The sequence below is a fragment of the Ferranicluibacter rubi genome (assembly GCF_011603255.1).
Taxonomy (GTDB): Bacteria; Pseudomonadota; Alphaproteobacteria; order Rhizobiales; family Rhizobiaceae; genus Ferranicluibacter; species Ferranicluibacter rubi.
Genome location: NZ_JAANCM010000017.1, coordinates 21,580 through 35,565, shown reverse-complemented (window position 1 = coordinate 35,565; position 13,986 = coordinate 21,580). Strand labels below are relative to the sequence as shown.

15 protein-coding genes are annotated in these 13,986 nt (G+C 64.2%); 8 read left to right on the top strand and 7 right to left on the bottom strand.

Going from position 1 to position 13,986, the window contains the following annotated elements; translation table 11 throughout:
* The first annotated feature begins 137 nt into the window (after nucleotides 1-137).
* From G8E10_RS23350 to G8E10_RS23315, 8 genes are all read left to right on the top strand, one after another.
* Nucleotides 138-737, top strand: a complete 600-nt coding sequence (locus G8E10_RS23350; RefSeq protein WP_110726611.1) for a superoxide dismutase — start codon at nucleotides 138-140, stop codon at nucleotides 735-737.
* Between the two features lie 106 nt (nucleotides 738-843).
* Complete coding sequence (locus G8E10_RS23345; protein ID WP_343289869.1) at nucleotides 844-1,209, top strand: nuclear transport factor 2 family protein; 366 nt, start codon at nucleotides 844-846, stop codon at nucleotides 1,207-1,209.
* A 74-nt stretch (nucleotides 1,210-1,283) separates the two neighbouring features.
* Nucleotides 1,284-2,129, top strand: a complete 846-nt coding sequence (locus G8E10_RS23340; protein ID WP_167130871.1) for a metallophosphoesterase — start codon at nucleotides 1,284-1,286, stop codon at nucleotides 2,127-2,129.
* Between the two features lie 106 nt (nucleotides 2,130-2,235).
* Nucleotides 2,236-3,078: a class D beta-lactamase gene (gene blaOXA / locus G8E10_RS23335; RefSeq protein ID WP_281517773.1), complete on the top strand. Its 843-nt coding sequence runs from the start codon at nucleotides 2,236-2,238 to the stop codon at nucleotides 3,076-3,078.
* 170 nt (nucleotides 3,079-3,248) lie between these two features.
* A complete protein-coding gene (locus G8E10_RS23330; protein WP_110799804.1) occupies nucleotides 3,249-3,683 on the top strand; it encodes a c-type cytochrome in 435 nt (144 codons plus the stop codon).
* Between the two features lie 231 nt (nucleotides 3,684-3,914).
* On the top strand, nucleotides 3,915-4,829 hold the full coding sequence (locus tag G8E10_RS23325) for a cytochrome c (RefSeq protein ID WP_167130870.1): 915 nt from the start codon (nucleotides 3,915-3,917) through the stop codon (nucleotides 4,827-4,829).
* A 105-nt stretch (nucleotides 4,830-4,934) separates the two neighbouring features.
* On the top strand, nucleotides 4,935-5,423 hold the full coding sequence (locus tag G8E10_RS23320) for a hypothetical protein (protein ID WP_167130869.1): 489 nt from the start codon (nucleotides 4,935-4,937) through the stop codon (nucleotides 5,421-5,423).
* Entirely contained in the window at nucleotides 5,420-5,803 is a 384-nt protein-coding gene (locus G8E10_RS23315) for a type II toxin-antitoxin system VapC family toxin (protein WP_167130868.1), read from the top strand. The genes G8E10_RS23320 and G8E10_RS23315 overlap by 4 nt, the downstream gene beginning before the upstream one ends.
* 10 nt (nucleotides 5,804-5,813) lie before the next feature.
* On the opposite strand, the gene G8E10_RS23310 is transcribed toward G8E10_RS23315, so the two are convergent.
* The 7 genes from G8E10_RS23310 to G8E10_RS23280 all read right to left on the bottom strand — a co-directional run bounded on the left by G8E10_RS23310 (nucleotide 5,814) and on the right by G8E10_RS23280 (nucleotide 13,889).
* Nucleotides 5,814-6,371 (bottom strand): GNAT family N-acetyltransferase, encoded by a 558-nt coding sequence (locus G8E10_RS23310; RefSeq protein ID WP_167130867.1) that lies wholly within the window; start codon nucleotides 6,369-6,371, stop codon nucleotides 5,814-5,816.
* 184 nt (nucleotides 6,372-6,555) lie between these two features.
* Entirely contained in the window at nucleotides 6,556-7,008 is a 453-nt protein-coding gene (locus tag G8E10_RS23305; protein WP_110799799.1) for a MerR family transcriptional regulator, read from the bottom strand.
* Nucleotides 7,009-7,099: 91 nt separating this feature from the next.
* Complete coding sequence (locus G8E10_RS23300; protein ID WP_167130866.1) at nucleotides 7,100-8,761, bottom strand: ABC transporter ATP-binding protein; 1,662 nt, start codon at nucleotides 8,759-8,761, stop codon at nucleotides 7,100-7,102.
* A 236-nt stretch (nucleotides 8,762-8,997) separates the two neighbouring features.
* Nucleotides 8,998-11,322, bottom strand: coding sequence for a glucose/quinate/shikimate family membrane-bound PQQ-dependent dehydrogenase (locus tag G8E10_RS23295; RefSeq protein WP_167130865.1), 2,325 nt, complete (start codon nucleotides 11,320-11,322; stop codon nucleotides 8,998-9,000).
* Nucleotides 11,323-11,620: 298 nt separating this feature from the next.
* A complete protein-coding gene (locus G8E10_RS23290; RefSeq protein ID WP_167130864.1) occupies nucleotides 11,621-12,124 on the bottom strand; it encodes a hypothetical protein in 504 nt (167 codons plus the stop codon).
* Nucleotides 12,125-12,166: 42 nt separating this feature from the next.
* Complete coding sequence (locus G8E10_RS23285) at nucleotides 12,167-12,319, bottom strand: hypothetical protein (RefSeq protein ID WP_167130863.1); 153 nt, start codon at nucleotides 12,317-12,319, stop codon at nucleotides 12,167-12,169.
* A gap of 67 nt (nucleotides 12,320-12,386) precedes the next feature.
* A complete protein-coding gene (locus G8E10_RS23280; RefSeq protein ID WP_281517781.1) occupies nucleotides 12,387-13,889 on the bottom strand; it encodes a protein adenylyltransferase SelO in 1,503 nt (500 codons plus the stop codon).
* Nucleotides 13,890-13,986 lie beyond the last annotated feature (97 nt).

The following is a 13,986-nucleotide window of genomic DNA, read 5'->3' as shown; positions in this document are numbered from 1 at the left end:
TGAAGCGGGCGCGAGAGAAAACCATTTCACAAGGCGAGGTGAATTTAGCGATGGCGCCGGTTGCCTCGCGTGGTCGGGGTGCCTATGTTCCCCTGACGATTTCGTGAATGAATTCCGATGCCAAGAGGAGAACCGCCATGGCTTTCGAACTTCCCCCGCTGCCGTATGACTACGATGCACTTGCGCCCTTCATGTCGCGCGAAACGCTGGAATATCATCACGACAAGCACCATCAGGCCTATGTGACGGCCGGCAACAAGCTGGCGGAAGAGGCAGGCCTTGCCGATCTCTCGCTCGAAGAGATCGTCAAGAAGTCCTACGGCACCAACCAGCCGCTCTTCAACAATGCCGGCCAGCATTACAACCACCTCCACTTCTGGAAGTGGATGAAGAAGGGTGGCGGCGGCACCTCGCTGCCGGGCAAGCTCGAAGCGGCCATCAAGTCCGACCTCGGCGGCTACGACAAGTTCAAGGCCGACTTCATCGCGGCCGGCGTCGGCCAGTTCGGCTCGGGCTGGGCCTGGCTCGCCGTCAAGGACGGCAAGCTGCAGATCGCCAAGACCCCGAACGGCGAAAACCCGCTGGTCCACGGCGCGACCCCGGTGCTGGGCGTCGACGTATGGGAACACTCCTACTACATCGACTACCGCAACGCCCGCCCCAAGTACCTCGAAGCCTTCATCGACAACCTGATCAACTGGGACTACGTCCTGGAGCTTTACGAAAAGGCAGCCTGATCAGGCTCGGAATTGGGAAAAGCGGGGCCTTCGGGTCCCGCTTTTTTACTGCGCATCTTGCGTGAATCCTGGAGGGGGCGTCGTGGAGGTAAGAGCCTTGACCGAAGTGCCGAGCCTTCAGGAGATCAAAGCGCTTGAAGAGGCTCTTCATAGGCCTGAGATCAGACGTTCCAGAGGGGCCGTGGAGCGTCTGCTTGCGGAGGGCTTTATAGAGTTCGGCGCATCCGGCACGGTTTACGACCGTCCAACCGTGATCGACCTTCTTGCGCAGGAGAGCGGGGGCAATGAAGGTGACCTTCGAACGTCGAATTACACTTTGACGCGCATATCGGGCGATGCCGTCCTTCTCACCTATGAGACGGAGCGCTTGTCCGGTGCTGGTTCGATGCGTCGTGTCCTGAGGAGTTCCGTCTGGAAATATGACGGAGTGAAATGGCAGATGTTGTTTCACCAGGGCACGCTCAAAGGATAGCCTGAACGGAGGCCTCGCCTGCCTCACCGATGCGCTGTCATCCCTATGTCATCCATCGGCGCTAGGTGGCCCCCATGACCGAAAACCCCGTCCTCCGCCTCGGCATCATCGCCGATCCGCAATATGCCGATCTCGAGCCGAACCTCGCGCTCGACCGTCATTTCCGCCAGTCGCTCGGCAAGCTGGAGGAGGCGATCGACGTGTTCAACGGGTGCGACCTCGATGCCGTGGTCACGCTCGGCGATCTGATCGACCGGGACTGGGAAAGCTTCGATCCGGCGCTGGCGGTCTATCGGCGTCTGCGGCACAAGGCCTTGTTCCTGCCCGGCAATCATGATTTCGCGGTGGCGCCGGAGCATCTGAGCGATGTGCACCGCCGCCTCGGCATGCCGGCGCAGTATCATGATCTCCTCGTCGCCGGGCATCGCCTCGTCATTCTCGATGGCAGCGAAGTCAGCCTGTTTGCCGTGCCGAAAGGCCATCCGCGCCGCGAGCAGGCGAAGGCCCGGCTGCAGGCGCTGACGGCGGCGGGCGCCATCAATGCCCAGCGCTGGAACGGCGGATTGAGTGAAGCCCAATTCACCTGGCTTGCCGAGGTGCTGGACCATGCCCGCGACGACGGCGAGCCGGTCGTCATTCTCTGCCACTACCCGGTTGCCCCTGAAAACGCGCATGACCTCTGGGACGCGCAGCGCCTGCTCGACATGCTCAAGACCTACCCGAACGTGCGCGCCTGGCTCTGCGGCCACAACCACGCCGGCAACACCGTCACACGCGATGGCACGCACTACATCACCTTCCGCGGCATGGTCGATACGCTCGACCAGAACGCCTTTGCGATTGTCAGCCTCTACAAAGACCGGCTGGAGATCGAGGGTTTCGGGCGGGAGGAAAGCCGGGTTCTAAGGACGGGAAAGTAAGCGGGGAATCTTGAAAGTCTGCGGAATGCACCGCTGTTCCCGCCGCAATGATGCCCTGTTTCCCCGGATGGTGCGGGCACCGTCCCATCCTGAAAGGAAAACCGGCTTGCGTCCTCTTGCTCTCGCCTTCGGCCTGTTCGCACTCTCCTCCACTGCCTCTTTCGCCGCCACCGCCGCTTTCGCGGCTAGCGATGTCGAGGTCACCTGCACCATCATGCTCGATGCCGCCACCGGCAAGGTGCTGATCGAGGAGGGCGACTGCGCCGCCCGCACGACGCCGGCCTCCACCTTCAAGATCCCGCTGGCGCTGATCGGCTACGACACCGGCTTCCTTAAGGACGAGGCGACGCCCGTTCTTTCCTACCAGAAGGGCGACCCGGACTGGGGCGGCGCCAACTGGCTGCGGGATACGAACCCGGCCGACTGGATGCGCTATTCCGTCGTCTGGTACTCCCAGCGCATCACGCGCGATCTCGGCCGCGAGACGCCGGAGCGCTATCTCAAGAGTTTTCAGTACGGCAATGCCGACCTCTCCGGCGATCCGGGTTTCGACAACGGGTTGGAGCGCGCCTGGATTGCCTCGTCGCTGCAGGTCTCGCCGCGCGAGCAGGTCGCGTTCCTGCGCGGCCTCGTCAACGCCACGCTGCCGGTCGGGCCCGAGGCGATCGAGAAGACGAAGCGCATCGTGGAAAGCCGCGCCGTCGGCGACTGGACGATCCACGGCAAGACCGGGGCTGCCTTTCCGCGCAATGCCGATCGCAGCTTCGACTATGCCCATGGCTGGGGCTGGTATGTCGGCTGGGCCGAGCCGAATGAGGCGAAGGACAAGGCCGTGGTCTTTGCCCGGCTGATCCGCACGCGGGAAAAGACGAAGACCTCGCCAGGCGTGCTGACGCGCGATGCGCTGATGGCGGAGTGGCCCGCGCTGTCGAAAACCCTGCGCCCCTGACAACCTGTCCATCGCCTGTTCCGCCCCCGAAATGTCGCGAAAATTTTACTTTCAACGCGACCGGAAGATGCCAAGATGCCTGCGACGAAATGACCGGATTTTCGGCAGGAATCGGCCATGTCTGTCGGAACGGGCGCCCGCAACGGGCGTCGCCACCAGAGAGGACTCCCATGAAACTGAGAACCCTGTTTCTCGCCGCAGCGCTGGCAGGCCTTGCCGCCGGTGCGGTGACGGCGGCCGAGCCGCAAGAGGTGCGCGAAGGCCTGATGAAGAAGATCGGCGGCTCCATGGGCGCGCTCTCGGCCATCGCCAAGGGCCAGAAGCCTTACGATGCCGAGGTGGTCAAGACATCGCTGACCGCGATCAGCACCAGCATCAAGGCCTTTCCGGATCAGTTCCCGGCGGGGTCGGAGGCCAATTCCGAGGCGAGCCCGAAGATCTGGGAGAACAAGGCCGACTTCGATGCCAAGGCTGCAAGCCTCGGCGCGGATGCCGATATGCTGCTGGCGCAGCTCCCGGCCGATCCGGCAGGCGTGGGTGCCGCGCTCGGCAAGCTCGGCCCCCATTGCGGCGACTGTCATCAGGTCTACCGCGTCAAGAAGTAAGCGGTAGACCGGGACCAGCTTCACCCATGCCCCGGCAGACCATGGCATTCCGCGCCCGCGCGGGACGCCACCGGCCTGGTGGTCAGGGTCGATCCCTACCGCCCGGCGCCCTGGGGTTTGTCAGGGATAGGCGGAACCGGTTACCCCGAAAAGACCGACGAAAACAGACAGAACGAGCGCTTTTCCGGTTGAGAGTGAACCTGACAGCCGCTGACAACAAGGACCTGCCGCATGGCCCGTCGCGCGCGCAAATTCGTCTCGACCGTCCTTTTCCTCGGCATCGTGGTGGCAGGCGGCGCGTGGTTTGCCACCAAGCCCGAGCCCTGGCCGGCCGCACATTGGGAAGGGCTGCGCGCGCCGGATCTCAGCCATGGCGAACAGGTGTTCTGGGCCGGCGGCTGCACCAGCTGTCACGCGGCCCCCGGCGCGCAGGGCGATGCCAAGCTGGTGCTGACCGGCGGACTACCCCTGAAAAGCCCCTTCGGCACCTTCCACGTCCCCAATATCTCCCCCGACGACACCGCCGGCATCGGCCGCTGGACGCTCGCCCAGTTCGGCGATGCCATGACGCGCGGCGTCGGCCCGGACGGCCAGCATCTCTATCCGTCCTTCCCCTATGGTTCCTACGCCCGGCTGACCCCGAAGGACGTCAACGACCTCTTCGGCTACATCAAGACCCTGCCGAAGAGCCCCAATGTCGCCCCGCCGCATGATCTCCCGTTCCCCTATAATATCCGGGCGTCGCTCGGCGGCTGGAAGCTGCTGTTCTACAGCGACAAGCCGCGCGTGCCGGTCGACCAAGCGAATGCCAAGCTGGTGCGCGGGCAGTATCTCGTGGAAGGCCCGGGCCATTGCGGCGAATGCCACACGCCGCGCAACGCGCTCGGCGGCTTCCAGACCGACCTCTGGCTCGCCGGCGCGCCGAACCCGGAAGGCGAGGGCCAGATCCCCAACATCACGCCCGGCTCGAAGACCATCGGCGACTGGACGGAAGCCGACATCGCCAACTACCTCGAAACCGGCTTCACCCCGGATTTCGACAGCGCCGGCGGGTCCATGGTCGAGGTCCAGCAGAACATCGCCAAACTCCCCGCCGCCGACCGCGAAGCGATCGCCGCCTATCTGAAGGCCGTGCCGGCGCGGTAGTGGGGAGCGTTGAACAAAAATTTCTCCAGAAGCAGAAATTTGTTGATTTTTTCGAAATAAACGACAAAATCAACAAAAGTCATATGGAGGTAAATAGCGATGACAATGTTGTTTCGCGATGTCCGACCAGGGTCGCAAAAAGCGCGGATTTGGGAAATTTGCGATGAGCTGACCAAGAAGCATGGCAGTATCCCGAGCAGTCGCGAGGTGGTCGATATCTATGTGGCGGAAGGCGGCAATCCGCACACGGGGGCGACGCAACATTCCCTGTGGAAGAAGGCCTATTTTGCCCAGGCAGACGAGCAGGCTACCGATGATCAGGCGGCAGAACAGGGGCTCCGGTCGCTCGGCTTCCGTCCGATCACGATCAGCCCTGAGGGACACGTGGTCATTCCGAAAGACGTTCTGCGGACGATGATGCTGGACTCCGATGGCCGGGCGACCCTTTCCGTCGTCGATGGCGAGCTTCGGATTATATCCCCCTTGGCGGCACTTCAGGCCATGCAAAACAGGCTCAAAGGCCTGAACACGGGTGGTGGCTTGGTCTCCGACGAGTTGATCGCCGAACGGCGGGCCGAAGCAGCATCTGAATGAGCGGCGCGGTATTCGACGCCTCGGCTTTGCTTGCCATGGCGTTTGCCGAAATTGGCGCAGAGCGCGCGAAGACCTATCTCTCAGGCGGTCGCGTTTCCGCGGTCAACTATTCGGAAGCCGCCGCCAAACTGATCGACAGAGGCTTGAGCGCAGAAGACGCTTTCTTCCTGCTCGACCGCCTCGGCCTTACCGTCGTGGCCTTTGATGCCGAAAGCGCCTCGGCGGCGGCAGGGCTTCGTATTCAAAGCCGTGCCCTTGGCCTTTCCTTCGCCGACAGAGCCTGTCTCGCATTGGCGATCAAGGAAAATGCACGCGCCGTTACGGCCGACAAGGTCTGGTCTCGACTGGACCTGGCCTGCGACATCGTGCTGATCCGCTGACATCAACCCCCTACCGCAAAGCCTGCACATACCGCATGCCCGTCACCGGACCCGCCGTGAAGTCCTGCTGCTCGTAGAACCGGTGCGCCTTGACGTTGCCCGTGGCGGCGCTGACGGAGAGGTAGGTGCAGCCGGCGCGGCGGGCTTCTTCGCGGGCTTTGGCCACGAGATGGCGGCCGATGCCGGTGCCGCGATGGGCGTCGCGCACGAAGAGATGGTGCAGGTCCATGCCGCGCACGCCGAGTTGCGCCCTGTAGAGCGGCACGAGAATGGCGTAGCCGATCAGCGCCCCGCCGGCCTCGGCCACGAGCGCCGTGATCCACGGCACCGGGCCGAACAGGTCGCGCTCCAGCGTGTCCGCGTCGAGCGGCGCGGCATCGCCGTGATGCGCGGCAAGCTCGGTGATCATCTCGCAGAGCGTGGCGATATCGCTCGGCCGCGCGGAACGGATCGTCACCAGCGGTGCCCGGCTGGGCGCAGCGGCGGGCAAGTCCAGCGCGCCGCCGGCGAGCGGGGATGCCGGAGGGTTGGCCAGGGGGATGGCAAGCGGAGAAGACAAGGTGGGCATCGAGGTTTCCTGAAGCTGATCCGCCCCAGGCACCGTCCAAAACAAAAGCCGCCTGGCGGCGGCTTGTTGAACGTGATCAGACAGCCGCATCTATGAATGCAGCGTAAAATACCAGCGGGCACGGGTTGCGGTCGTGATCATGTGCCATGCATGATCCCTTTTAAGAAGCATGTCAACCGGCCGATCATGACCGCCCGGGAACCAGCATATCCTCCAGCGGCCGCGCATGGTCGCCGTCGCAGAGCGTGTGATCGGAAAGCGCGCGTATGACATAGCAATCCTCCACCGTATGGCCGGCGCAATGGGAGACGATCCGCTCCAGCTCGTGCTCCAGCCGCTGCAACTGCGCGATCTTCGCCCGCACGGCGGAAAGATGCTCGACGGCGATGGCATCCGCACGGGCACACGGCTTTTCCGGGTGGTCGCTGAGGTCGATCAGGTCGCGGATCGCCTCGATCGACAGGCCGAGATCGCGACCGTGGCGGATGAAGGCGAGACGGTCGAGCGCCTGGCGCTCATAGCGCCGCTGGTTGCCCTCCGTCCGCTCGGCCGGCGCGATCAGCCCCGCCTGCTCGTAATAGCGGATGGTGGGCACCTTCACGCCGGTGCGCCGCGACAGATCGCCGATCGAATACATGGGGCTGTTCTCCGTGCGGCAGGTGAGGGCCGCTTTAACCAAAGATAGGCGAACGGAGCCCGGCTTTCCAGCCTCGACGCAACCACCACGCTTATGGCCCGCCAGCCTCCGGCCCGATGCGGACCACCGTGTCGCCGGGCTCTATCATGCCCGTGCGGTGGGTGATGGCGATCACCGTCACCCGATCCGCGAGCTGCCGTAGCCCGTTGAGGATTTCCCGTTCGGTGGCGGCATCCAGCGCCGAGCTTGCTTCGTCGAGAAACAGGATGTCCGGATCGCCATAGAGCGCGCGGGCAATGGCGATCCGCTGCCGCTCGCCGCCCGATAGCTTCAGGCCGCGCTCGCCCACACTGGTCTCGAACCCCTCCGGCAGCGCCTCGATGGTCGAGAGGATGGCGGCCTGATGTGCGACACGGCGCAGTTTTTGCGCATCGACCGGCCGCCCCAGCGTGATGTTGACCGACAGCGTGTCGCTGAGAAGAAGGATATCCTGCGGCACGACGCCGATCCGCCCGTACCATGTCGCGCGCGCAATCCCGGCCAGCGGACGGCCGTCAATCGTGATCTCGCCGCTCTGCGGCTCCAGCGATTTCAGCGCCAGCCGAAACACGGTGGATTTTCCGGCACCCGTCTCACCGGTCAGCGTGGTGATGCCGCCGCGCGCCGCCGTGAAGGAGACGTTCTCCACGCCCCGGCCGTTCTCGTAGCGATAGCCGACGGCCTCGAACCGAAGCGTACCCTCCGAAAGCCTCAGGGCTTCGGCGGCGGCCGTCGTCTCTTCCTCCGGTGCCGCCCAGATGGCCTGAAGCGGCGCGAGGTTGCCGCGCGTCTTGGCAAGCTCGTTGATGGTCGCGCCGATCGCCTCGAACGGCTGGTTCAGCGCCAGCAGAAGCGTGTTGAACAGCACGACATCCCCGACGGAGATAAGGCCCGCCTGCATGCGCGGCACCAGCATCAGAAAGGTCACGCCGAGCTGCAGCGCCAGCGCCGCCCCCTGAAGCCCGGCAAAGCCGATCCGGCTCAGCGAATAGTCCCGCCAGTTCCGGAATACCGCCTCCGCCTTCTGCGAAAACAGGCTCCGCATCCACCCATGCGCACCGAAATGCCGCAGCGTCTCCATGCCGGTGAGCGCATTGCCGACGAAGCGGGCATTCTCCTGTCCCGCCGCGATAGCAGCCTCCAGATAGCGCGTGCTGCGCCGGTCGGCGGCCACCGACAGGGCGATGAAGGCGGCGCCGTAGAGGACCGAGACCGCCACGATCTCCAGACTGACGGTCGCCCCGATCAGCGCCAGGCTGAGCGCGATCTGCACGCTGCCGGAGACGAGGTAACCGAGCGTCAGATGCAGCATCGTCACAAGCGCCTGATCCCCGCGCTGCCCGGCCGTTTCAATTTCCACGGGGTTGTGCTCGACGAAGAAAGGCGCGGTCTTGTGCAACAGACGCTCGAACAGGCTGGTGGAGACGATGAGCGCGAGATGCTCACCACAGACATGCGCCAGATAGTTCTGCGCCCGCTGCAGCGCGCTCGAAAGTCCGACCAGCACCGCATAGGCAACGAGCCCCAGCGCTACCGTCTCCGCCAACGCGCCCGGCTGCATCCGGTCGATCATCCGCGAAAACACATAAGGCCCCGCCACCGCCACCACCGCCGTCACCATGGTCAGCACCGACACCAGCAAAAGCATCCCCCGCGACGCCCGCCAGAAATCGACGAGAATGCTGCGGACAAGCGAAGGCGGTGCTGACGACATGGGATCTCCAGGGGGTGGATGGAGGGGGGAGCACAAGGCCCTCCGCCTCCCGCTCTGTCGCTGAAGGCTCAGGGCCGAAATCCGGTGGAAGCGATGATGGCGGTTCGATCCACCCGTATTTTAGAGGTGTGTCAGATGAATGTCACGGGTTTTGGTGCTGGAGGCCGTGGTCCCAACCACAAAAAAGCCCGGCACGCTCTCGCGGCCGGGCTCGATCGTCACGCGTTCCTCTGCCCTTACTTCGGCAGCGTATAGGCGATGATGTAATCCCCCGGCTTGGTGCCGACCGAGCCATGGCCACCGGCGACGATGACGACGTATTGGGTGCCGTCATCCGTGCTGTAGGTCATGGGGGTGGACTGGCCGCCGGCGGGCAGGCGGCCGCGCCAGAGTTCGCGGCCGGTCGTGAGGTCATAGGCGCGCAGGTAGTTATCGACGGCCGCACCGAGGAAGGCGACGCCGCCCTTGGTGATCATCGGGCCGCCGATGCCGGGCACACCGACCTTGAAGGGCAGGGGCAGCGGCGTCATGTCGTAGACGGTGCCGTTGCGGTGCTTGTAGGCGATCTCGCCGGTCTTCAGGTCCACGCCGGCGACATAGCCCCATGGCGGCGCCTGGCAGGGAATGCCGAGCGGCCCGAGGAACGGCCCCATCAGCACGCCATAGGGCGCGCCGTCATTGCGGTTCAGGCCCTGTTCGCTGCCCTTCTGATCCTGCCCCTTCGGCGGGATCTGGCTGCGCGGCACGAGCTGCGAGGTGAAGGCGAGGTAGGTCGGCATGCCGAACATCAGCTGCTTTTCCGGATCGACCGCGACGGAACCCCAGTTGAAGGTGCCGAAATTGCCGGGATAGATCAGCGAGCCCTCGAGCGACGGCGGGGTGTAGCGCCCGTCATACTTCAGACGCTCGAATGCGATGCGGCAGGCCAGCTGGTCGAACATGCTCACGCCCCACATGTTCTTGTCCGTCAGCGGCGGCGGAGAGAAGGTGAGATCGGAGATCGGCTGGGTGGGCGAGGTGAAGTCCTCGGGAATAGCCCCGGTCGGCGCGGGGATTTCCTTCACGGGGATGATTGGCTCGCCGGTGCGCCGGTCGAGCACGTAGAGATCGCCCTGCTTGGTCGGGCCGACGAGCGCCGGGCGGCCGTCGATGTCGAGCAGCACGGGCTGAGCGGGAACGTCCATGTCCCAGAGATCGTGATGCACGGTCTGGCGAACCCAGCGCAGCTGTCCCGAGTTGATGTCGAGCGCGACGATGGAGGAGGAGAACCGCTCCACATTCTCGCTGCGGCCCATGCCGAGCTGGTCGGGCACTTGGTTGCCGAGCGGGATATAGACGAGGCCAAGCGCTTCGTCATAGGAGAACACCGACCAGCTGTTGGGAGAATTGGTCGTGTAGGTCTGGCCTTCCGGCAGAGGCGTGGTGACGTCGGGGTTGCCTGAGTCCCAGTTCCAGACGAGGGCGCCGGTGTTGACGTCGAAGGCGCGGATGACGCCCGACTGCGACTGCGTCGAGTAGTTGTCGTTGACGGCACCACCGATGATGATCTTGTTGCCGGTGATGACGGGCGGCGAGGTGGAGTAGTAGTAGCCGGCCGGCTGGTAGCGCATGCCCTGCTCCAGACGCAGCGTGCCCTGCTCGGCAAAGCCGGTACAGACCTGGCCGGTCTGCGCATCCAGCGCGATCAGGCGGGCATCCGACGTCGGCAGGTAGACGCGGGTGGCGCAGGCGCTTCCGGGTGCAGCGGCCGCATCCGCATAATAGGTGACGCCGCGGCAGGTCTGGTGCTGCCGGTCCGGGTTCATGCCGGAATTGCTGTCGAACTTCCACTTTTCCTTGCCGGTGGCGGCATCGATGGCGATCGCCCAGTTGTGCGGCGTGCAGACGTAGAGCGTGTCGCCGATCTTCAGTGGTGTGACCTGATAGGTCGTCTCGCCCACATCTTCCGGCAGCTTCACATCGCCGGTCTGGTAGCGCCAGACTTCCTTGAGATCCGAGACGTTGGCCGTGGTGATCTGCGTCAGCGGCGAATAACGCTGGCCATATTGTGTGCGGCCATACTGGTGCCACTCCCCATCCGGCACGTTGCCGCCGAGCGCGGGCGTCGCATTGGCAACCGTGGTCGGCAGCGCGCCGGCCATGTCGAGCGGATCCTGCGTCATGGAATAAAGCGCGACCGCGACCGAGAGCACGACGGCAATGCCGAGCGGCCAGCCGCTGGCACGGTAGACATGGCCCGTCGGGCTGGTGAAGCCGAGCGGCTTGCGCACCGAAGGCAGCAGAAGCCAGAGCCCGAGCAGGATGACGACGCCACCACGCGGCCCGAGCTGCCACCAGTCGAAGCCGACTTCCCACAGCGCCCAGGCAAGTGTGGCGACGATGAACACCGCATAGACGGTGAGCGCCGACGACCGGTGGCGCGAGAGAAGGATGGCCGTTGCAAGAAAGGCAAGACCCGCCAGCACATAGTACCAGCTGCCGCCGAGAACGGCGAGCCAGGCCCCGAAGCCGGTCAGCCCCAGTCCGATCAGCGCAAAAAGGACAGACGTAAAGATGATCATGGAAGAGACTCCTGGCGCAGCGATGCGCGCCCCGTCAATATCGACATCGGAGCGCCGCGCGCCATGCATGACGCGTTGAGGTCGTTCCAACACTTTGCAGTTGCGGCATAATCTCCGTCGTAAACCGATCCCGGTTTCGGGAATGATGCAGCCGAAGCCGAATGCAGATCCGGGCTCCGTTATGGCGAAATTAGGGCAGGCATCGCGCGGGTCAATGCCGCAATGCACAATCGGTGGCGGGAGGGGTTGTGTGTACGATCATTCGCAGGGTAGATGCGCGGGGAATGAGAAACATCGTTTAAGGCTTTTGTGGCTTGATGCCCGCTTTTACGGCCTTCATCAGCACATGCCGTTTTTTTGCCGCTTCGAGTTCTAAGCGGCCGGTTGCTGCGGCTTCCTCCTCCGCCAAGTGTGCGTGATAGGCTGCAACCTTTGCTTCATGAAGCCGCACGAGCAGCGTTCCCGGCGGATCGGTCTGAAAATGCCGATGATCGCTGATTTCGAGCAAAGTAACATGCGCTTCGAACTGCAAAAGGAACAGAAGCTCGTTCGAACCCTGCGAACCGAGATGCAGATGCATGATGCCCTCGCGCCGAAGAAGGGCATCGTCCGTCGTATCGATGTCACGGCGGTATGCCCATTTCGGAAGAGGCGTGCCGTTCTGGATCGCGAGGAAAATATCGAGAAAGGGCTCCTCGAGATGCGGTTTGCCCTTGAAATAAAGGTCTCGTCGGAAGTGCGGCGATAGAACGATTTTTAGAGGTTTGGCGGCAATTCGGGGGTCTGTTTTCGCTTTCAGCATTCCAACGTCATTTTAAGAACCCGGATAGGCCGTCGCGTCAGATCATGTCTTGAAAAAGAACGCGCGTGCTTCGTCGCGCGTCATCACCGGGAGTGTGTCGCCTTGTTCCCTCTTCGCATCGGCGGCGATGCGGGTGAGGCGATCGATGTGTGTTTCCTGAGCCTCGGCGGGCTTCGGCAGCGTTTTAACGGCCATTTCAGCACCTCATATCAGCAGTAACGCATAGCAGATCACGGCTCTCACGGCAAGACTCTCGCAACCCTCACGTCCCGCAGAACGTCCGCAGCACTTCCTCGCCCGGCGCCGGAGGCTCGGCGAAGGGGGCCATGTCGGGCTGGTCGTCATAGGGGCGGGCGAGCACGCGGATGAGGGCGTCGAATGGCGAAAAATCCGCGTTCGTCTGGGCTGCAACGATGGCCTGCTCGATCCGGTGGTTGCGGGGGATGAAGGCGGGGTTGACGGCGCGCATGGCGGCGGCGGTGTCTTCGGCGCTCCGCCCCTCGGCCTCCACGCGGCGGCGCCAGCGGTCGAGCCAGAGGCTGGTGCTGGCGGGGTTGCGGAACAAAGCGGTGAATGCGGTTTCCGTCGAAGGGTCGGCCGCAAGATCCGACAGCCGGCGGAAGGCGAGCGTGAAATCCGCCTCTTCCTGATGCATATGCGTCAGCAGGTCCTGCACGAGATCGAGATCGCCGTCCTCAATTGTAGAAAGCCCGAGCTTGGCGCGCATGGCGGCAAGCCAATGGTGCTGGAAGCGCTCACCATAGGCTTTCAGCACGCCGTTGGCGGCGGTGACGGCGGCCTCCTCGTCGGTGTCGAGAAGCGGCAGCAGCGTTTCGGCCAGTCGCGCGAGGTTCCACTGGCCGATGCCCGGCTGGGCGGCATAGGCATAGCGGCCGTTGCGGTCGATGGAGGAGAACACCTTGGCCGGATCATAGGCATCGAGAAAAGCGCAGGGTCCGAAGTCGATGGTCTCGCCGGAGATCGCGACATTGTCGGTGTTCATCACGCCATGGATGAAGCCGATGGAGAGCCAGCGGGCGATCAGCGATGCCTGCCGGTCGGCAAAGGCGGAGAGGAAGGCGAGATAGGGCTGCGGGTCGTTCGCAAGCTCGGGGTAATGCCGCGCGATGGCGTGGTCGGCCAGCCGTTTGACCCCGGCCCGATCGTCGCGCGCGGCGTGGAACTGGAACGTACCCACCCTGATGTGGCTGGCCGCCACCCTTGTCAGCACCGCGCCGGGCTGGACAGTCTCGCGGTAGACCGGCTCGCCGGTGACGACGGCGGCCAGCGCCCGCGTGGTCGGCAGGCCGAGCGCCTGCATCGCCTCGCTGACGATATATTCGCGGAGCACGGGCCCAAGCGCCGCGCGCCCGTCGCCCCGGCGCGAATAGGGCGTAGGGCCGGCACCCTTCAGCTGAATGTCTCGGCGGCGTCCATGTCGGTCCACCACCTCTCCCAGAAGAATAGCCCGGCCATCGCCGAGCTGCGGGTTGAACCCGCCGAACTGGTGGCCGGAATAGGCCATGGCCAGCGGCTCTGCACCGGGAAGGATGGTGTTGCCGGAAAAGATGGCGGCACCGTCGGCCTCCAGCTGCGCGATATCGAGCCCCAGTTCTTCCGCCAATTCCCGGTTGAAGCGGATCAGCACCGGCGCTTCGACCGGCGTCGGATCGACGCGCGAGAAGAAGCTGGCCGGCAGCCGTGCATAGCTGTTGTCGAAGGGGATCGGCGGCGTCTCAGCCCGCGTCCTGTTCGTCGCCTCCATCATCGTCTCCGCTCCGTGCCTTGTCCGTTATTCGTCGGTCCGGTCGGAAGACCGGTGTCGTCAATGTTAGATAGGGTGGGCGGTCTCGGCATGAAAG

Bases quoted from the DNA above. Each gene is read 5' to 3' on its own strand.
- G8E10_RS23350 (WP_110726611.1), top strand. From the start codon at position 138: ATGGCTTTCGAACTTCCCCCGCTGCCGTATGACTACGATGCACTTGCG.
- G8E10_RS23340 (WP_167130871.1), top strand. From the start codon at position 1,284: ATGACCGAAAACCCCGTCCTCCGCCTCGGCATCATCGCCGATCCGCAA.
- G8E10_RS23330 (WP_110799804.1), top strand. From the start codon at position 3,249: ATGAAACTGAGAACCCTGTTTCTCGCCGCAGCGCTGGCAGGCCTTGCC.
- G8E10_RS23325 (WP_167130870.1), top strand. From the start codon at position 3,915: ATGGCCCGTCGCGCGCGCAAATTCGTCTCGACCGTCCTTTTCCTCGGC.
- G8E10_RS23320 (WP_167130869.1), top strand. From the start codon at position 4,935: ATGTTGTTTCGCGATGTCCGACCAGGGTCGCAAAAAGCGCGGATTTGG.
- G8E10_RS23315 (WP_167130868.1), top strand. From the start codon at position 5,420: ATGAGCGGCGCGGTATTCGACGCCTCGGCTTTGCTTGCCATGGCGTTT.
- G8E10_RS23310 (WP_167130867.1), bottom strand. From the start codon at position 6,371: ATGCCCACCTTGTCTTCTCCGCTTGCCATCCCCCTGGCCAACCCTCCG.
- G8E10_RS23305 (WP_110799799.1), bottom strand. From the start codon at position 7,008: ATGTATTCGATCGGCGATCTGTCGCGGCGCACCGGCGTGAAGGTGCCC.
- G8E10_RS23300 (WP_167130866.1), bottom strand. From the start codon at position 8,761: ATGTCGTCAGCACCGCCTTCGCTTGTCCGCAGCATTCTCGTCGATTTC.
- G8E10_RS23295 (WP_167130865.1), bottom strand. From the start codon at position 11,322: ATGATCATCTTTACGTCTGTCCTTTTTGCGCTGATCGGACTGGGGCTG.
- G8E10_RS23290 (WP_167130864.1), bottom strand. From the start codon at position 12,124: ATGCTGAAAGCGAAAACAGACCCCCGAATTGCCGCCAAACCTCTAAAA.
- G8E10_RS23285 (WP_167130863.1), bottom strand. From the start codon at position 12,319: ATGGCCGTTAAAACGCTGCCGAAGCCCGCCGAGGCTCAGGAAACACAC.
- G8E10_RS23280 (WP_281517781.1), bottom strand. From the start codon at position 13,889: ATGGAGGCGACGAACAGGACGCGGGCTGAGACGCCGCCGATCCCCTTC.